Here is an 18,761-nt window from a genome sequence, read left to right as displayed (position 1 = left end):
GTCTTCGACTCCGGCCTTTCTTTCCCCGAACCAAACCAGCATCCCATGGGAGAATGCCATGAGTGTGATGATTGCCGCATTCATGAGAGGGGTTACCCGTCTCAACGATTTCATCGGCCGGTGGGTTGCCCTCCTGATTTTCGCAATGTTCGTGTTCCTGCTTCTTGAAGTGGGGTTCCGCTATCTGCTCAATTCTCCCACGGTCTGGACCAACGAACTGACCCAGATGCTTTTCGGCATCTACGCAATAATGTCCGGTGGCTACATCATGGCCCATCGCGGCCACGTCAACGTGGACCTGTTGCATTCGCATCTGAAGCCACGGAAACGCGCGGCTCTGGACATTGTTACCTCCGTGGTCTTTTTCATTTTCACGCTCGCCCTGCTGTGGTTCGGGATCGACATGGCCCAGGAATCCATGTCCAGTTGGGAAACTTCCTACTCGGCCTGGAATCCGCCTATCTGGCCAGTGAAGCTGGCCATTCCCATCGGCACCGCGCTGCTGGTTCTGCAAGGGTTGGTCAAACTGCTCGAAGACATCGCCGTGGCCTTCAACCTGGATTACTACACACCTCAAGAGTCCGAATCTGAAGGAGATCAGCTGTGAGCATTGAAGCCCTGACTCTCCTGTTCTTCGGTTCGCTGCTGTTTTTCCTGCTGCTGGGCCTGCCGCTGGCGTTTGTTCTCGGTGGCGTCTCGGTGGTGTTCCTGTATTTCACCTGGGGATTTGATTCCTTCTACATGGTGGCCTCCCAGATCTGGGGCACCATGGAAAGCTTTACCCTGGTCGCCATCCCTCTGTTCGTATTCATGGCCATGATTCTGGAGCGCACCGGTGTGGCCCGGGATCTGTACCGGATGATGCACCTGTGGTGCGGCGGCCTGAGAGGCGGCCTTGCCCTCGGCACCCTTGGCATCTGTGCGGTATTTGCCGCCATGGTCGGCATCAGTGGCGCTGCAGTGGTTGCCATGGGAACCATAGCCCTGCCATCCATGCTCGAGCGTGGCTACGACAAGAGCATGGCCCTGGGCGTAATCAATACCGGCGGTGGCTGGGGCATCCTGATTCCGCCCAGCATCCTGATGATCCTCTACGCCCTGATCACCGGCGTGTCTGTCGGCCAGATGTTCGCCGCGGGCATCATGCCCGGCATCCTGCTGATGGTACTGACGGCCATCTACATCCTGGTGCGCTGCCACCTGCAACCGGAGCTGGCACCGGCGCTGCCAAGAGAAGAACGAGGCACCTGGCCGGAGAAATTCCGGGCTCTGCGAGCCGTGCTCCTGCCGATTGGAGTGGTGGTCATGGTACTGGGCTCCATCATCGGCGGTATTACCACCCCGACTGAAGCCGCTGCCATGGGTGTTCTCGGCGCCCTGATTTCCGCCGCCGTGTATCGGCAGTTCAAGTGGAGCATTCTGAAGGAAGCTGCGATCCGCACCTTCAAGCTCACCGGCATGATCATGTGGATCCTGTTTGCGGCCCATGCCTTCAGCGCTGCGTACCAAAGCATGGGCGCACAGGAGCTGATCGAGGGCCTGATGAACATGGTGCCCGGTGGGCCCTGGGGCATCATCATCGCCATGATGGTAATCGTGTTCCTGCTGGCGATGGTGCTGGATCCGGTGGGTATCATGCTGATCACCCTGCCGGTGTTCATGCCGATCGTGGAATCCCTGGGCTTCGATCCGATCTGGTTCGGCATCCTGTTCGTGATCAACATGGAAATCGGCTACATGACGCCACCCTTCGGCTTCAACCTGTTCTACCTGAAGGGCATCGTGCCGCCGTCGATCACCATGAAGGATATCTACAAGTCGATCATTCCCTTCGTGATTGTGGAGATCATCGGCATCATCCTGATCATGATCTTCCCGGAAATTGCCACATGGCTGCCGGATCTGTTTTTCTGAACCTGGCCTGAACGCAAAGTTGCCAGCCAAAGCGGGTAAGCGCTAATCTCGTGGGACTTCCGGACAAAGGAACCGGAAGCCCACACAAGGAGAACAGACATGGATAACCCGCAACGAGAGCCGATGCTGGCATTGAACAGCGTCATCCTCACAGTATTTTTCTTCCTGCTTACTCTACTCCCTGCCCAAAGCCAGGCCGACACCCTGTCCGACCAGAGAGTCGCCTCGTTTATCGAAAGCGTTCAGGCGGCACAAACACTGGCACCGGAATTCGAGGAGCTGGAGCGTCAGATGGATAGCCAGAACGAGAGCGCCATGCCGGATTTCTCCCGGATCGTGTCGGGATCCCTGGAGCAGATGAAAGGCCATGAAGCCTATGGCCGCCTCGAAGACGTGGTGCAGGATCACGGCTTCGACAACCTTGAATCCTGGGGTGCCACCGGAGACCGGGTTTTCCAGGCCTGGATGGCCATCGAAATGGCAGAGCAGAAGCCGGCCGCCAGGCAGGAGATGGAAGCCGCGCTCGCCGAGATGGAAAACAGCCCTCACATGACGGCCGAACAGAAAGCCCAGATGCGGGCCATGATGGAGGGTGCGATGGGCGCCATGCAAAGCGCGAGCAACGCTCCGGCGGCAGATATCGAGGCGGTGCGTCCCCACGTAGAGGCGCTGAGACAGCTAGGCGAGGAGTAGGAAGCAGCCACCGGAAAACAGAAAGCCCGGCAAGATCACTTGCCGGGCTTTTTCATTGCCACGTTTCATTCAACCGTGATGTGGATACCTTTGCTCAGGACATCAGGTTGTAGAAAAAGACGATGGCAACTGCGATGGGAGTCACGAACCGGATCAGGTTGTACCAGAGGGTAAAGGCTCCTCCCTGAAGGGCCAGATCGGATTTCAGCGACTCTTTGGCCACGAACCAGCCGACAAATACCGCCGTCAGCAAACCGGAGAGCGGCAGCAGCACGTTGGCTGTGAAGAAGTCCAGCAGGTCGAAGATGGTCTTGCCTTCGAAGCGCTCAAACATGGCGAGCGGCGCGACGTCGGCCCAGACATTCAGCGACAGAATCGAAGCAATGCCCAGCGCCCAGCAGAGCACACCGACAAGGATGGAACTGCCTGTACGGGCCAGGCTGGTTTTTTCCTCAACCCACTCAACTACCGGCTCCAGCAGGGAAATACCGGAGGTCCAGGCGGCGAACAACAGCAGGATAAAGAACAGGGTGCCAAACAGGCCGCCCATGGGCATATTGCCAAAGGCCAGCGGCAGGGTCTGGAAAATCAGTCCGGGACCGGCACCGGCTTCCAGACCGTTGGCAAACACCACCGGGAAAATGGCCAGACCGGCCAGGAGTGCGACGACGGTATCCATGATGGCCACGCTGACAGCGGTGCGACCAATGGACACATCCCGACCCAGATAGGAACCGTAGGCCATCATGATGGCCATACCGAGGCTCAGGGTAAAGAAGGCGTGGCCAAGGGCGATCAGAACCCCGTTGATGGTCAGGGCACCAAAATCCGGCATAAACAGGAAGCTGACGGCCTCACCAAAATGGCCTGTCGTGGTGGCATAACCTACCGCCACCAGCAGCAACAGAAACAGGGCCGGCATCAGGATGGTAACGGCCCGTTCCAGGCCTCCTTTCAGTCCCTGAGACACCACCAGAATAACCAGCGCCATGAAGATCGTGTGCCAGAGCAGCAGCTGCCCGGGGCTGGCCAGCAGGCCGCCGAACAACTCACCGATGGAGTCTGCGGTGCCACCGGTAAAGTCGCCCATGGCGGCATGTCCCACATAGGACGCTGCCCAGCCGCCGATCACCGAGTAGAAAGAGAGGATCACAAAGGCCGCGATCATCCCGATGATGGCCGAGATCCGCCAGCCCGGCGCGCTGAGGTTGCGCTCTGCCACCAGCCGCATGCTGGTGATGGGGTTATGTCGGCCATTCCGGCCGATAAACACTTCCGCCATCATGATGGGGATACCGATCACTGCGATACACAGCAGATAAACCAGCACGAAGGCGCCACCACCGTTTTCGCCGGTAACGTAGGGGAACTTCCAGATATTACCGAGACCGACGGCCGAACCGGTTGCCGCCAGAATAAACGCCAACCGGGAAGACCAGAGACCACGGGCGGCCCCTGAACCGTTGCCCGAAACCGAGTTGGACTGAGTCATGTTGTGTTCCTGTGCTTTTGGCTGAGGAATGTCTTCAAAAAGGGATAGCCACGGCGTTGCCGGGGCAATTGGGGCGGGATTCTGCCAGCACTGGCGCGTCGATGCCAGTGCTGGCGCACTCCCGGTCCGGATTGGTCCGGCGGGAGGAAAAGGAAGCTAAAGCTAACTAGCCGTTTTTGCTGATAAACCTGGCTATCAGGTCTTTCAGGCCACGGGACATGGCGCTGAGCCGGTCACTGCTCTGCTTGGCGGAGTCGGCCTGGGCATCACTATGATCGGCCAGCTCGGCAATATTGGTAATCTGGCGATTGATCTCGTCGGACACCTGGCTCTGCTCCTCAAAGGCCGCAGACATACTGATAAAGCTGTCGGAAATGGTCTGGATCGAGGTCACGATATCGCGCAGCGAGTTCTCGGCCTCCCGCACCTTTTCAAGGCCCTGACCGGCAACAGCCTCACCGTCCCGGGTTGCCTGGACCGCCGAGTCCACCTGCTGACGGAAATCATCGATCACGTTCTGGATCCGCACGGTGGATTCCCGAGTCCGGCGGGCCAGTGAGCGCACCTCATCCGCTACCACTGCAAAACCCCGGCCCTGCTCACCGGCACGCGCCGCTTCGATAGCCGCGTTCAATGCCAGAAGGTTGGTTTGCTCGGCAATATCGGAAATCAGGTTGGCGGCTTCACCGATGCTGTTGGTGGACTCACCCAGCTTGCTGATCGTCGAACCAATACCATTTACGCGGGTTACCAGCTCTTCAATCGCAACCAGCGCTTCGGCGCTCCGGTCGCTGCCCACACCCGCAAGACGATTGGCCTCCTCGGCTTCACGGGCGTTACTGGTCACCGACTCGGCCACTTCCTGGATTGAGGCGGTCATTTCATTGATGGCCGAGGCAGTCTGATCGGTTTCCGCCCGCTGCCGGGCGATTGCCGCCGCGCCATCGCTGATATAGCCGTGGGAGGCCCGCGCCTGCTCATAGAGCAGTTCTGCCTGGTCATCAATCCGCGCCAGGGCCGTCCGAACACGGGCCTCTTCACTGACCAGCAACAGCGACAGCTGCGAGAACAGTCCGCGTTCGTCGCTGTAGGTACGGGCAACAATGGGATCCCGGAAGGCATCTGGGCGAAGGTCCAGCAGCTTGCGCAAGCGAGCGGCCAGGGAGTTGAACACGAGGCCAAACCCCAGGGCGTGACCCACAACAATCAGGCCTGCTGCCAACCAAGGTTGGTTGATCTTGAGGGCACCAAGGCTGAGTACCAGCGACACCAGGAATGGCCAGCCGGAACGGAGCATCGACAAGGCACGATTGCTGAAGGATGAGGTCATCTTCCCGGCAGAGATCTTGGAATACAGCCGCTCGGCCCTGGCGATCTGCTCGCGGGTCGGCTCGACCCGAACCGACTCGAAGCCAACCATCTGGCCGTTCTCACGGATCGGCGTAACGTACGCACTGACCCAGTAATGGTCGCCGCTCTTCGCCCGGTTCTTCACCACACCCATCCAGGCCTTGCCGGCCTTCAGGTAATCCCACATATCCTTGAATACGGCCTGGGGCATGTCCGGATGGCGGATGATGTTGTGAGCCTGGCCAACCAGTTCTTCCCGGGAGAAACCGCTGATTTCCACAAACTCTTCGTTGCAGTAGGTGATCACCCCTTTCAGGTCCGTGGTGGTAATCAACCGACCGCCTTTCCGCATTTTTACTTCACGCTGGGTTACCGGGAGATTCTTGCGCATAAACGGACCTTCTGACTCGGGGCTGACCACGGGGATAAATATGGGCAAACAAGGGTAAGCCCCGATGAATATCATTGATATTCATCAAAGGTTACCTTGCGTATGTGGAGTGTAACGGCAGAGGTGAGCGGAACCTTAGTGCGTGCAGGTACTTATGTCGTAACCGCCAGCCGGGCCCGGGGATGGAAGCGGGCGTTTACCCAGAGGGAGAAGGCAATCACGCCACCGCCAATCGCCAGCCTCAGCAAATCGGCGTCGCGATTCCAGATCAGCAGGTTGACGATCAGGCCTGCAGGCACCAACGCATTGTTCATGATAGCCAGGGTGCCGGCGTCAACCACACAGGCACCGCGATTCCACAGGAACAGACCCAGGCCGGAGGCAGCAAGCCCCAGCCATGCCAGGATGCCCCACTGTACCGGTGTGGTCGGCAGCTTCTCGGCATTGCCGAATATCAGGAAGGACGGCAACGCAATAATCAGGGCGCCAAAGAAGAAATAGCCGAAGGTTCGGTAGCCCGGCAGATCACTCTGGTAGTGTTGCATCACGTGCTTGTAACCTACCTGGCCGGCTGCAAAGGTAAAATTCGCCACCTGCAGCAAAAGGAAGCCGGTAATGAAGTCCTCACTGAGCCCGTCGTAGCGTATGATACCCGCCCCGACAGTTGCGATGGCTGCAGCCAGGAGCGCCACCGGTGAAAACCGGCGAAACAGGGCGTCATCCAGCAGGGTCACATACAGCGGAGTGAAAATCGTGAACAGCAGGACTTCCGGGACTGTCAGGTAGCTAAAGGACCGGTACAGACAGAGGTAGGTAATCCCGAACTGCAGCATGCCGGTAACCAGAATACCCAGCTTCTGTCCGGAAGCCACGCCCCGCCAACGGGTGAACGGCAGAAAGACCAGAGCACCGAGCAGCACACGGCTGAGCACGGCAAAATCGCTGTCCACCTGGCCGGCCAGAAATTCGCCGATCAGACTGAATGAAAACGCCCACAGAACGGTAACAAAAACCAGAAGTCCCATCGCCACTGCCATCTGTTGTGATCAAGGCGCGTACTTTAACGGTTTTCGGAGAAACTTGCAGTGCAGAAACACGGGATAAAACCCCATGGATGAGATCCACCAGCCATTACCGGAACCCCGCCAGCCGCTGGTCACCAGAACACTGACAGAGTGGCGAACCCTCGCCATTCTGGGCGGGCCAATCCTGATCGCCCAACTGGCCCAGATGGCCAACGGCGTGATCGATACCATCATGGCCGGCCACGCGAGTGCCGAGGATCTTGCGGCAGTGGGTATTGGTAGCAGCCTGTGGATGCCCCTGTTCCTGTTTTTCATAGGCATGCTGGGGGCACTGCAGCCAATTATTTCCGGCTACAACGGTGCCCGGGAGGTGGGGAAAATCATGCCTGCAACCTGGCAGGGGCTTTACCTGGCCGCCGCCGGATCCGTGATCATGATCCTGCTGCTGACTCACGTGCACCCGGTGCTGGCACTTCTGAACCTGGAAGCCAATACCGCACGCATCACCCAGGGCTACCTCAATGCCTTCGCCTGGGGCATCCCGGCGCTGCTGTTAATGACGGCACTACGGGGCCTGACCGATGGCCTCGGGCACACCCGCGTGATCATGGCATTCTCTGTACTCAGCACACTGATCAATCTGCCGATGAACTACATCTTCATCTACGGCAAGTTGGGGCTACCTGCGATGGGCGGTGTCGGTTGTGGCTGGGCCACATCCATTTCCAACGGTGTCGCGGCAGCGGCACTGCTCGTGTATCTGAACCGAAGCCGGGTTTACCGTCAGTTTCACCTGATTGCCGATTGGGTGAAGCCGGACCTGGCAGGCATGCGCTACATCCTCGGCATCGGCGTGCCCATCGGCTTCACCATCTTTGTCGAGGCCAGCCTGTTCTCGGTCATTGCTCTGTTTCTGGCACCCCTTGGCCCGGTGGTGGTGGCCGGGCACCAGATTGCCCTGAACGTGGTATCTCTACTGTTCATGCTGCCGTTGAGCATCGGTATGGCGCTGACTCTCCGGGTCAGCTTCCTTATCGGTGCCCGGGCACCCGCCACCGCAAGACTCATCTCCCGAAGTTCACTGATTCTGGCGGCTGCTACAGCGCTGGTTTTTGCAATACTGCTGTTCGTATTCTCCCGGGAGATCGCAGCACTCTATACCAGTGATACCGAGGTACAGGCGGTCACCGTGAAGCTTCTGATGTTCGCGGCCCTGTTCCAGATTGCCGATGTTATCCAGGTAACCTGCATCAGTGCCTTGCGGGGTTACAAGGACACCCGCATTCCCATGTTCATCATGCTGTTTTCATTCTGGGGCGTCGGCATGCCACTGGGGTATGTGCTGACGTTCATGGACTTGTTGGTGCCGGCCATGGGGGCTGCCGGCTTCTGGGTAGGCCTCACGGGGGGCCTGGCATCTGCCAGCATTCTGCTGGGGTGCAGACTCTTTCTGTTTGCTCCCAATAGCGATCAGGCCGTTTCGGCTGCAAGCTCCGGCGTGCGCTGAGCATCGGCAAATACAACACGATCCCGGCCAGCTTCCTTGGCCTCATAGAGTGCCGCATCCGCCCGGGCAAGCCAGCTATCAACGCTTTCGCCATGCTCGAGCAGTGCCACGCCGAACGACGCCGTCACCGAACCGCCGGGGTGCTTCATGTATTTGCGCAGCACCTGTTGCAGGTTGTTCATCACTGCCTTGAGGCCAATGCCATCGACACCCGGCAGGAGCAGTACGAATTCTTCGCCACCGTACCGGAACAGCTGGTCTGACTTGCGGGTGTTCTGTTTCAGCAGCGCCACCAGATCGGTCAAGACACCATCGCCCACGCCATGGCCATGCTCATCGTTGATCTTCTTGAAATGATCGATATCCAGCATGACCAAGGCATAGGGCAAACCGGTACGCTCGGCATTCGCTGCCGCCAGATCCAGCTCCTGATCCATTGAGCGCCGGTTCTTGATGCCGGTCAGCGGATCGATCGTTGCCAGATGCTCCAGACGCTCCCGCTGATCATGGTTCCTGTGGGCAAAGACATAGGCGCAGGCACTGACCACAAAGGCCGTTGAAGCAAACGACCACATCTGGACATCAGAGCGGAAAGCCCCACCATGAACCATCAGGGCAATGACCGAGGCAATGTTCAGGGCTACCGCAATCCTGGGATTAACGAGAAAGAAGGTAGTGACAAGACACGGGTATAACCAGAACAGTCCCGGCTCGCCTACCACAATGCCCACGACGACCGCGCCGCCACAAGCAACACTGGCGACAACCACGCCACTTCGTCGCGTGTCCCCGGTTACCCATGCATAGACCAGCGCAGAGCAGATACCGAGAAGAATCGTTGTATCCACCAGTCCGGCCAGCAGATTGCCCTGCAGGTAGCGCATCACGGCAAATGGAGTAATCCCCAGAAACGCGCTCACCCCCAGCAGGGTGATGATCGATAATCGGAAATCGGAAATCGGTCTTGAGGCGATGGAGCATTTAGCGTTTTCGTCCGACAAAAGTACTATCCAGAATCCCAGAATAGCTCAACCAATTTGAATGATCGTTAAAGGACAACGATTCTTTACATATTCTCTATCAAAAAAGACAAAGTGTGAACGCTTGCTCATTTTTTCTTCCTCCCGAAACAGGGGCAGCGGTAAAATCAGGTAAAACCGCACTGCTTCCTGGCCAGAGCCAGCCCGCGCCAGTGGAGCCCCAGCCGCATTCGGGGTTACACTGGCGACACAATTAACCTGCACCAGAGACACCTGATTTGACCGAACTTGTCCGAATTGCGCCCGGGGCGCTGACCATCGGCCGGCCCCTGCCCTGGGACGTCTACGATGCAGACGGTAATATCCTTCTGCGCCAGGGCTATGTGATTCAGACAGATTCCCAGCTGGAGCAATTGTTCGAGCGCGGCCGATTCAAACCTCGCAAGATCGAACGCCCTCAGGAAGAAGTGTTCGAGGATAACCGGGACAGGAACCCGTTTGCCGATTACCCGGACCTGCTCCACTCCCTTGAAGCAACCCTGAAAGCCATTACCGATTCTGATCCTTCGGCCCAAAAACGGCTCCTCGGCCTGGCCCGGATGATCGAGCGCACCTGCACGGAATCACCCGATGCAACCCTGGCACTGGTTCACCTCTACTCAATTGGCCCGGTCATTCACGAACAGATCCTGTTTTACGCCATTCTTTGCCAGTTTATTGGCCGGCAATTTGGCCTGGAGGAGAAAAGAGTTGCAGTACTGACTGCTGCCGCCCTCACTGCCAACCTCGGGCTCGTGCCCATCGCCGACAAGCTGAATGCCTCCAATACAGTGCTGAACGATGAACAGCGCGGCGTCATTCGCAAACACCCCGAACGCAGCATCCAGGCCCTGCAGGCCGCGGGCATTGATAACAAGCTCCTGTTGACCATCATTGCGCAACACCATGAGCAAGCCGACGGAAGCGGCTACCCGAAAGGTCTGAGTGGCACCGAAATACGGCCGGAAGCGGAAATCCTGGCGCTGGCAGAGCGGTATGTGGCCATGATCACCAAACGTGCCTACCGGCAGCGCATGAACGTGGCCGACGCCCGGAAGCTGATTGCCAACCTGGCCGACGGCAAGTTCCGACCGGCCATCCCCAAGGCCCTGCTGCAGATTCTCGGGGAGTATCCGCCCGGCATTCTGGTTCGTCTGGAAAACAACGAAGTGGGCGTGGTCACGCGCCGGCCAGTCAGAGCCCGGGGACCTTTCGTCAAGGCCATCTTCGGCTCCCGGGGCAACCGTTACACTGGCACCTTCGAGCGGGACACCAGCGAGCCGGACTTCGGCATCCAGTCCCTGGAAGAGCCGGAAGTCATGCCTTCCATGGACTTCAGCTTGGTCTGGGGCTTCCGCTCCTGACCATCGTCACCACGCTATAAACCCAGTGCTTTTGCATGATGATCAAGGTGATCATCAATGAATGAGGCAATGAAGAAATAGCTGTGATCATAACCTCGGTGCATGCGCAGGTTGATGTGATGGTGGAACTTCTCACAGGCGTCCGCCAACGCATCCGGGTTCAGCTGGCTGTCCAGAAACTCGTCCGCAGTACCCTGGTCCACAAGTAGCGGCAACCGCTCCCGAGCGGTGGGAATGAGCAACGTGGCATCCCATTCTTCCCAACTTCGCGGATCGTCTCCAAGATAGCCCTTGAAGGCTTTCTGACCCCAGGGACACTCGGTTGGGTTGGCGATGGGCGCAAACGCCGACACCGAGGCGTAGCGGCCCGGATTTTTCAGTGCGCAGATCAGAGCGCCGTGGCCGCCCATGGAGTGGCCGCTGACTGAGCGCTTGTCTGTTACCGGCAATTCATTCTCGATCAACTGCGGCAATTCCTTCACCACATAGTCGTACATCCGGTAATGGGGTGCCCAGGGTTGCTCGGTGGCGTTGATGTAGAAGCCGGCGCCGGAGCCAAAGTCATAACTGTCATCCTCGCCCGGCAGGTTCACTCCACGGGGGCTGGTGTCAGGACAGACGATGGCCATACCCAACTGAGCGGCCCGTTTCTGGGCGCCGGCTTTCTGCATGAAATTCTGGTCGGTGCAGGTCAGCCCCGACAGCCAGTAGAGGACTGGCACCTTCTTCGGGTTGGAGCCCACAGCCACGGGCGGCAGATACACCGCAAATTCCATGTCGCATTCGAGGGTAGCGGAGGTATGCCGGTAGCGGCGGTGCTCGCCTTCGAAACTGACGTTCGTGGATAGGAGTTCCATAGTGTCCTCAATTTTGGGAAAAGTGTGTTTCAGTATTCGGCACTGGCGTGCTTCGGCGGTTCCAGACCAAAGCCCGTTCGTGCCAGCTCGGCCAGGATAGCAGTACGCGTGACAATACCGATCAGTTTGCCGTGATCCACAACAGGGTACACCTTTGGCTTGCCCGCACCGAGGTTCTGGGCGAGATCGACCACCGACATCTCTGCCGAAATCGTGACCGGTTTCCGGAACATGACATCGTCAACGAGCGGGTCGCCCTCCCGATGATAGCCGCTGACCAGCAGAGCATGGATGCAATCCTGCTCGGAGATAAAACCGATCACATGGCGCTGGTCATCAACGACCGGCAGACCAGTCACGTGGTTGTGGAGCAGCGTCTTCACCACTTTGGTGAGCTGCGTGCCGCAACGGACCGGCTCGATGTGGTTCCACATGACATCTGAAACTTTGAGTGAACGCATGGGCAGAATCTCTCTCCTCGGTGGATGGTCGCCATTGTAATGAGCATAGGCAATCACCCCTGAATCCACCACTTTTACCGGGCCATCGGTTTACATGGGAAAATTTCTGACTAAACTCAGCCGGTTATACCCAATCCGGGTCAAAAATCCAAACCAATCCATGGCAGACAGAGGGAGATCCCATGGAAGCTATTTCTGAATTCGTAGGGCAGATAAACGGGCTGGTCTGGGGCCCACCCATGCTGGTTCTGATACTGGGTGTCGGGGTTTTCCTCAGCCTCGGTCTCAAGATGATGCCGGTTCTGAAGCTGGGCGCCGGCTTCCGGCTGATGTGGAAAGGCCGCTCCGCCGCGGGATCTGAATCCGAGGGTGAAATCCCGCCGTTCCAGGCGTTGATGACAGCGCTCTCAGCCACCGTTGGCACAGGCAACATTGCCGGGGTTGCCACAGCCGTGTTCCTTGGGGGCCCCGGCGCGCTTTTCTGGATGTGGCTTACGGCCCTTGTGGGCATGGCCACCAAGTACTCCGAGGCGGTCCTGGCGGTGCGTTTCCGCGAAGTCGACGAACGCGGTGCCCACGTGGGCGGCCCGATGTATTACATCCGCAACGGCCTGGGTCGCAAGTGGGCCTGGCTTGGCGTCCTGTTTGCCGTCTTTGCCGCCATCGCCGGTTTCGGCATCGGCAATACTGTGCAGGCAAATTCGGTTGCCGATGTCATGGAGACCAACTTTGGGCTGCCGCACTGGGTGACCGGCCTCGTTCTTATGGCTCTGGTGGGTATGGTCCTGATCGGCGGTATCCGCAGGATCGGCCATGTCGCCAGCGCCCTGGTGCCGTTGATGGCAGTTTCCTATCTGCTCGCCGGGCTTGTGGTTTTGGCTATCAACGCCGCCGATATTCCTGCCGCTTTTGCCCTGGTGATCAAACATGCCTTCAGCCCCATCGCCGCCGAGGGTGGGTTTGCCGGTGCGGCAGTCTGGGCAGCCATCCGCTTCGGGGTGGCCCGTGGCATCTTCTCCAATGAAGCCGGCCTGGGCTCCGCGCCCATTGCCCATGCCGCCGCACAAACCCGAAACCCGATCAATCAGGGCATGGTAGCCATGCTCGGCACCTTCATCGATACCATTATCATCTGCACGATTACCGGACTGGTGATTATCACCTCCGGCACCTGGACCTCCGGGGAATCCGGGGCGGCACTGACCTCCATGGCATTCCAGGAGGCGCTGCCCGGCGTTGGCAACTATCTTGTAGCCATTGCCCTCGCGGTTTTTGCGTTCACAACCATTCTGGGCTGGTCATTCTATGGTGAGCGCTGCATCGAGTTCCTGTTCGGCGTAAAGGCCATCGTGCCGTACCGTATTGCATGGATTCTGGCTATCCCGGTGGGTGCCACCCTGAATCTGGGCTTTGTCTGGCTGGTGGCAGACACCCTGAATGCCATGATGGCATTGCCGAACCTGATTGCCCTGCTGATGCTGAGCCCGATTGTGTTCAAGCTCACCCGTGAGCATTTTGAGAAGGAGAAAGCGCTGGGGGTCTGAGCCCCTTGTAATTGCCTCATCTGGCACCAAGGTTTGTCGTATACACTCAGAACATAACCCGGCCGTTTCAGGGCCGGAATAACAAACGAAATTGTCACTAACATGATCAAAGGAGAGTACACATGACTTTACGTCTCGGAGATACCGCCCCTGATTTTGAACAGGACTCCAGTGAAGGGAAGATTTCGTTTTACGACTGGCTGGGCGACAGCTGGGGCGTGCTGTTCTCGCACCCGGCGGATTTCACCCCGGTCTGCACCACCGAGCTGGGCCTGACCGCCAAACTGAAGGACGAGTTCGCCAAGCGCGGCGTCAAGGCCATCGCACTGAGCGTTGATCCGGTCGATTCCCACCACGAGTGGATCAAGGACATCAATGAAACCCAGGGCTGCGCGGTAAACTTCCCGATCATTGCAGACCATGATCGCAAGGTGTCCCAGCTGTACGACATGATTCACCCGAATGCCGACAGCAGCCTCACCGTGCGCTCGCTGTTCGTGATCGACCCGAACAAGAAGGTTCGCTTGATGATTACCTACCCGGCCAGCACCGGTCGTAACTTCAACGAAGTTCTGCGGGTGATCGATTCGCTGCAGCTGACCGACGAACACAAGGTCGCGACCCCGGGCAACTGGGAGCGTGGTGGCGATGTGGTTATCGTTCCGTCCCTTCAGGACGAGGAAGAAATCAAGCAACGCTTCCCGAAAGGCTACAAGGCTGTCAAATCCTACCTGCGGATGACACCAGACCCGAAAGCCAACTGGAGCGGTGACTGATCACTAGCCTCTTAAGCCTATAAAAAAGGCCGGGCAGCATTCGCTGTCCGGCCTTTTTCATGGTCGTGGATCAGGCAATCAGAATGCCGGAACCACCGCACCCTCATACTTTTCCATGATGAAGTCGCGAACCGCATCAGACTTCAGAGCCGCAGCCAGTTTCTGCATAGCCTCGCTGTCCTTGTTGTCCGGACGGGCCACCAGGATGTTCACATAAGGTGACTCGGAGCCCTCAATTACCAATGCATCTTCAGACGGGTTCAGGCCGGCTTCCAGCGCATAGTTGGTATTGATTAGCGCAAGGTCGACCTGGTTCAGGATACGGGGCAGGGTGGCAGCTTCCAGTTCCTTGAAGTCGAGATCTTTCGGGTTATCGGCGATATCACGGGGTGTTGCAGTGATCTTGCTCTCGTCTTTCAGGGTGATCACGCCGGCCTTCTGCAGGAGCAGCAGCGCACGGCCACCGTTGGTCGGGTCGTTCGGAATGGCAACCACCGCACCTTCTTTGAGCTCGTCCAGCGAATCAATCTTGCTGGAGTAGGCGCCAAACGGCTCAACGTGAACGCCGGTCACGGTTACCAGATTGGTACCACGGCCTTCGTTGAATTCATCCAGGTACGGCTGGTGCTGGAAGAAGTTGGCGTCCATCCGCTTCTGGTCCACCTGGATATTCGGCTGGATGTAATCGGTGAATACCTTCACGTCCAGTTCCACGCCCTGCTCGGCCATCTGAGGCTTCACGAATTCCAGGATTTCGGCATGGGGAACCGGGGTGGCAGCTACGGAGAGTTCTTCGGCAGCAACGGCGCCGGAGAACGTGGCTGCGGCAGCTAGTGCTGCGAGTGTTTTCTTCAGATTCATAGATCGATTCTCCTGTTGAGCATCTTGAACAAATGAGTTCGGGTTCGGAGTACGGCCGGCGGTCGGTCGGAGTACCCTTCCGAAAAACGCCCGTGAATACGTCCGTGTAGGGCTCGGTCGCGCCATCCCTGGCGCTCCACGTTTTCGGAAGGGTACTCCGACCGCCCAACGGCCTATATCCAGCTTTTCTACTTTCTGCTGAAGTACAGAACCAGACGGTCGCCGACCATCTGCAGCACCTGTACGAAAATAACCAGTAGCGCGACTGTAATGACCATTACGTCGGTCTGGAATCGTTGATAGCCGAAGCGGATGGCGAGGTCGCCCAAGCCACCGCCACCAATAACGCCGGACATGGCCGCGTAGGAAACCAGAGTGATCGCAGTAACGGTGATACCGGCAATGATGCCTGGCAGCGCTTCCGGTAACAGAGCACCGAAGATGATCTGTTTAACGCTGGCGCCCATGGCCTGGGTGGCCTCGATGATGCCGCGATCCACTTCTCGCAGGGAGGTTTCCACCAACCGTGCGAAGAACGGCGCACCGCCCGCCACCAGCGGCGGAATCGCTCCGGCGACGCCCAGCGACGTGCCGATCAGCATTACGGTGAAGGGGATCATTACGATCAGCAGGATGATGAATGGCACCGAACGGAGCACGTTCACCACGAACGACAGCACCGCATAGGCCACCGGCTGTTCCAGCAGCTGGCGTTTGCCGAACAGGAACAGAAGAACGCCGATGGGTAGGCCGATCAGGACGCTGAACAGCAGGGACATACCCACCATCACCAGGGTATCCCAGCTGGCCCAGCCAATTTCGGTCCAGTCTACATTGCTTAACAGGTCTTCCATCAGCGCAGCACCTCCACGTGAACGTCGGCAGCCTTGAGCGCCTGCATGGCCACCTCGAGATCACCGCCCACCAGTGACAGGGTCAGCTGGCCGTATGGTGTGTCCTTGATGTGGTCGATTCGGCCGGAAAGAATGCTGAAATCCACGCCGGACTCCCGGGCAACGCTGCCCAGCAGCGGTTTATAGGTGGATTCGCCCTTGAAGGTCAGGCGGAGGATCCGGCCGCTGGCCTTGCTCAGGTCCTCCTGGAGTTCGTCCCGGTCAATGCTTTCGCTCTCGAAGACAAAGTCTCGTGTGGTCGGGTGCTTCGGGTGCAGGAACACCTCGCTGACCGGGCCCATTTCGACCACTTCACCAGCGTCCATCACTGCCACGCGATCGCAGACCCGGCGCACCACGTCCATTTCATGGGTGATCAGTACGATGGTCAGGCCCAGTTCCCGGTTGATGTCGGCCAGCAGCTTCAGCACCGACTGGGTCGTTTGCGGGTCAAGAGCGCTGGTGGCTTCGTCGCAAAGCAGGATCGTGGGCCGGCAGGCCAGGGCGCGGGCAATGCCCACTCGCTGTTTCTGCCCGCCGGAGAGCTGCGATGGGTATTTGTTGGCGTGGTCGGTGAGGCTGACCCGGGCCAACAGTTCCTCAACCCGATCCCGAATCTCGGCCTTCGAGTAGATCCCCGCCAGCTTCATCGGGAAGGCAATATTGTCCGCCACGGTTTTCGACGACAGCAGGTTGAAGTGCTGGAAGATCATTCCCACCTTGCGGCGAAAGGCACGGAGTTCGGCAGCGTCGTAGTCGGTAATGTTCTCGTCGTCGATCAGAATACGACCGCCGGTGGGTGGTTCCAGCAGGTTGATCAGACGCACCAGCGTCGATTTACCGGCGCCGGAATGGCCAACGATGCCGAATACCTCGCCGGTTTCAATGGTCATATCGGTGGGATGAAGCGCGGGGATCGCCCGGCCGCCTACCTGATACGACTTCTGTACCTGGTCAAATACAATCACGGTCAGCGCCTTGTGGGTGCAGCGTTAAAAACCGGCGATTATAGCCCATTCGGTTGGCAAACCCGAATTCCGGAATGATTCTCAGTGTGGGTAGATGTCCCTACACAAACGGTTACCTGACATCCGCCACAGCCCTGAACTAAACTTGGAAGTCATAAGAACCTTAATTTCCCTCCGTTTCGAGAGCCGCGCCACCCAGAGATGCCAAAACGTGACCATTGAAAAACAGCCAACGCCCTCACGGATGAACTCCACCCAGGCATGGGTCACTTATCTCAGCAAGGTCGAGCTGCCGGTTCTGGCCAACACTCTCAAGCGTATCAATGAGTTGACGGACAGCCAAAACAGCACGGTTAACGAACTGGCCAACGTCATCCTCAACGATGCCCAGCTCACCTCCCAGGTGCTGAGACTGTCCAACACCGTGTTCTACAACCAGACGCGGACGCAGGTCAGCACGGTCAGTCGGGCCATTACCCTGATCGGCTTCGATGCCGTGAAATCCATGGCCATTTCCTCGCTGATCGTCGACGCGCTCCTGAAACGCAACGACCGCCCGCACCTCTTGCGCTGCCTGGCACGAGCCAGTCACGCCGCGGTTCAGGCACGGTGTCTGATGCCCAAACGGAATGAAACGGCCCTGGAGGAGGTTTTTATCGGGGCCTTGCTGATGAACATCGGCGAGCTGGCGTTCTGGTCCTGCGAGACAGAACAGGCGACGGAACTCGAGGAACGACTGCGGCTTGAGGAACCGCCGGTTGAGGCCCAGAAAGCCGTTCTGCACTCAACGTTTACCGAAATCACCCGCGGTCTTGTGGAGGCCTGGTCCCTCGGGCCATTTATCAGGGATGTTGTGTCTCCGGGTCAGGCCAATTCCATGGCTTCGAGCCTGGTGCGGAATTCCGTGGAAATGGCCCGACTGTCAGAACAGGGCTGGAGCGGTCCGGACATGGACAAGGTATTGGAACGCCTGGGCAGGGATATTGGTGAGCCCCCGGCGGTGGTTCGCGACCAGCTCAAGGTGAACGCATCGGAGGCCACCCGCGTGGCCGTTTCCCTGGGCATTCCGCAAGTCACTGCCATGATGCCCGGCGCCGAGGGCAAATCAGGCGACACCGGCGCAAGGGCGCCGGACATGGATGCAGAGCTGCAGCTTGAAATCCTGCGCGAATTAAGCCATTGCCTCGCCGAGAAACCGGATATCAACGAAGTCTGTCAGCTGGTAATTGAAGGCATACACCGTGCTATTGGTATGCAGCGAGTCGCCCTGTTGATGAGTGACCGCACCGGCAACGAACTGGTGCCCCGAAAACTCGGCGGCCGTGGCACCGAGGAATGGCGCGAACATTTCGTGATTCCCAAGGACGGCACCGGGCCACTGGGCCCGCTTCTGCCTCACGCCCATTGCAGCATCTACGAACCAAAACCAAACGCCGAAGGCGTGGCGTATGATCGCTGGCTGGGCAAAGTGCCGGCGTTGATTGGCCCGATCAAGGCAAATGGAAGGCTGGTCGGTCTGTTCTATGCCGACAATGCATCCGGTGCTTACCTGCCCTCAAGAGAGCAGCTATCAGCCTTCGGCCACTTTATCCAAAACGCACAACTCTGTCTGACGTTGCTATCCACACACTGACAGCCGGAGCGAA

The 18,761-nt window shown here is 58.4% G+C and carries 17 protein-coding genes; 8 read left to right on the top strand and 9 right to left on the bottom strand.

What is annotated here, in order from left to right; genetic code table 11:
• Positions 1 to 58 precede the first annotated feature (58 nt).
• The 3 genes from ACGK9W_RS17770 to ACGK9W_RS17760 all read left to right on the top strand — a co-directional run bounded on the left by ACGK9W_RS17770 (position 59) and on the right by ACGK9W_RS17760 (position 2,607).
• The gene (locus tag ACGK9W_RS17770; RefSeq protein ID WP_053113628.1) at positions 59 to 607 is read left to right on the top strand and encodes a TRAP transporter small permease subunit; all 549 of its coding nucleotides are present in this window, start codon (positions 59 to 61) and stop codon (positions 605 to 607) included.
• Positions 604 to 1,914, top strand: coding sequence for a TRAP transporter large permease subunit (locus tag ACGK9W_RS17765; RefSeq protein WP_202346381.1), 1,311 nt, complete (start codon positions 604 to 606; stop codon positions 1,912 to 1,914). The genes ACGK9W_RS17770 and ACGK9W_RS17765 overlap by 4 nt, the downstream gene beginning before the upstream one ends.
• Before the next feature lie 99 nt (positions 1,915 to 2,013).
• Complete coding sequence (locus ACGK9W_RS17760; RefSeq protein WP_273045706.1) at positions 2,014 to 2,607, top strand: hypothetical protein; 594 nt, start codon at positions 2,014 to 2,016, stop codon at positions 2,605 to 2,607.
• A gap of 94 nt (positions 2,608 to 2,701) precedes the next feature.
• Here the strand turns inward: ACGK9W_RS17760 and ACGK9W_RS17755 are convergent, their stop codons facing one another.
• The 3 genes from ACGK9W_RS17755 to ACGK9W_RS17745 all read right to left on the bottom strand — a co-directional run bounded on the left by ACGK9W_RS17755 (position 2,702) and on the right by ACGK9W_RS17745 (position 6,865).
• A complete protein-coding gene (locus tag ACGK9W_RS17755) occupies positions 2,702 to 4,099 on the bottom strand; it encodes a sodium-dependent transporter (protein ID WP_273045704.1) in 1,398 nt (465 codons plus the stop codon).
• A gap of 166 nt (positions 4,100 to 4,265) precedes the next feature.
• Positions 4,266 to 5,840 (bottom strand): PAS domain-containing methyl-accepting chemotaxis protein, encoded by a 1,575-nt coding sequence (locus ACGK9W_RS17750; RefSeq protein ID WP_273069126.1) that lies wholly within the window; start codon positions 5,838 to 5,840, stop codon positions 4,266 to 4,268.
• A gap of 152 nt (positions 5,841 to 5,992) precedes the next feature.
• Positions 5,993 to 6,865, bottom strand: coding sequence for a carboxylate/amino acid/amine transporter (locus tag ACGK9W_RS17745; RefSeq protein WP_041646450.1), 873 nt, complete (start codon positions 6,863 to 6,865; stop codon positions 5,993 to 5,995).
• A gap of 85 nt (positions 6,866 to 6,950) precedes the next feature.
• Between ACGK9W_RS17745 and ACGK9W_RS17740 the strand changes: the two genes are divergently transcribed.
• Positions 6,951 to 8,372 (top strand): MATE family efflux transporter, encoded by a 1,422-nt coding sequence (locus tag ACGK9W_RS17740; protein ID WP_405417905.1) that lies wholly within the window; start codon positions 6,951 to 6,953, stop codon positions 8,370 to 8,372.
• On the opposite strand, the gene ACGK9W_RS17735 is transcribed toward ACGK9W_RS17740, so the two are convergent.
• A complete protein-coding gene (locus ACGK9W_RS17735; protein ID WP_008177005.1) occupies positions 8,336 to 9,373 on the bottom strand; it encodes a GGDEF domain-containing protein in 1,038 nt (345 codons plus the stop codon). The genes ACGK9W_RS17740 and ACGK9W_RS17735 overlap by 37 nt on opposite strands.
• Before the next feature lie 257 nt (positions 9,374 to 9,630).
• On the opposite strand from ACGK9W_RS17735, the gene ACGK9W_RS17730 reads away from it, so the two are divergent.
• Positions 9,631 to 10,755, top strand: coding sequence for an HD domain-containing phosphohydrolase (locus ACGK9W_RS17730; RefSeq protein ID WP_273045697.1), 1,125 nt, complete (start codon positions 9,631 to 9,633; stop codon positions 10,753 to 10,755).
• 14 nt (positions 10,756 to 10,769) lie between these two features.
• Here ACGK9W_RS17730 and fghA read toward each other — a convergent pair whose 3' ends face one another.
• The gene (fghA, locus tag ACGK9W_RS17725) at positions 10,770 to 11,612 is read right to left on the bottom strand and encodes an S-formylglutathione hydrolase (RefSeq protein ID WP_062783358.1); all 843 of its coding nucleotides are present in this window, start codon (positions 11,610 to 11,612) and stop codon (positions 10,770 to 10,772) included.
• Positions 11,613 to 11,641: 29 nt separating this feature from the next.
• Positions 11,642 to 12,073, bottom strand: a complete 432-nt coding sequence (locus ACGK9W_RS17720; RefSeq protein ID WP_041645917.1) for a CBS domain-containing protein — start codon at positions 12,071 to 12,073, stop codon at positions 11,642 to 11,644.
• 182 nt (positions 12,074 to 12,255) lie between these two features.
• Between ACGK9W_RS17720 and ACGK9W_RS17715 the strand changes: the two genes are divergently transcribed.
• Positions 12,256 to 13,617: a sodium:alanine symporter family protein gene (locus ACGK9W_RS17715; protein ID WP_219122411.1), complete on the top strand. Its 1,362-nt coding sequence runs from the start codon at positions 12,256 to 12,258 to the stop codon at positions 13,615 to 13,617.
• Between the two features lie 122 nt (positions 13,618 to 13,739).
• A complete protein-coding gene (locus ACGK9W_RS17710; RefSeq protein WP_062783364.1) occupies positions 13,740 to 14,393 on the top strand; it encodes a peroxiredoxin in 654 nt (217 codons plus the stop codon).
• A gap of 78 nt (positions 14,394 to 14,471) precedes the next feature.
• Here ACGK9W_RS17710 and ACGK9W_RS17705 read toward each other — a convergent pair whose 3' ends face one another.
• From ACGK9W_RS17705 to ACGK9W_RS17695, 3 genes are all read right to left on the bottom strand, one after another.
• Positions 14,472 to 15,254, bottom strand: coding sequence for a MetQ/NlpA family ABC transporter substrate-binding protein (locus ACGK9W_RS17705; RefSeq protein ID WP_405417900.1), 783 nt, complete (start codon positions 15,252 to 15,254; stop codon positions 14,472 to 14,474).
• 188 nt (positions 15,255 to 15,442) lie between these two features.
• Positions 15,443 to 16,108 (bottom strand): methionine ABC transporter permease, encoded by a 666-nt coding sequence (locus ACGK9W_RS17700; protein WP_008176989.1) that lies wholly within the window; start codon positions 16,106 to 16,108, stop codon positions 15,443 to 15,445.
• Positions 16,108 to 17,115 carry a methionine ABC transporter ATP-binding protein gene (locus ACGK9W_RS17695; protein WP_104270440.1) on the bottom strand — a complete coding sequence of 336 codons (1,008 nt, stop codon included), beginning with the start codon at positions 17,113 to 17,115 and terminating at the stop codon, positions 16,108 to 16,110. The genes ACGK9W_RS17700 and ACGK9W_RS17695 overlap by 1 nt, the downstream gene beginning before the upstream one ends.
• Positions 17,116 to 17,326: 211 nt before the next feature.
• On the opposite strand from ACGK9W_RS17695, the gene ACGK9W_RS17690 reads away from it, so the two are divergent.
• Positions 17,327 to 18,748: an HDOD domain-containing protein gene (locus ACGK9W_RS17690; RefSeq protein WP_405417897.1), complete on the top strand. Its 1,422-nt coding sequence runs from the start codon at positions 17,327 to 17,329 to the stop codon at positions 18,746 to 18,748.
• Positions 18,749 to 18,761 lie beyond the last annotated feature (13 nt).

Origin of the sequence: Marinobacter flavimaris (assembly GCF_045057155.1) — a bacterium.
GTDB classification, from domain to species: Bacteria; Pseudomonadota; Gammaproteobacteria; order Pseudomonadales; family Oleiphilaceae; genus Marinobacter; species Marinobacter manganoxydans.
The sequence above is the reverse complement of the archived record's forward strand: the minus strand, read 5'-3'. Positions and strand labels throughout refer to the sequence as shown.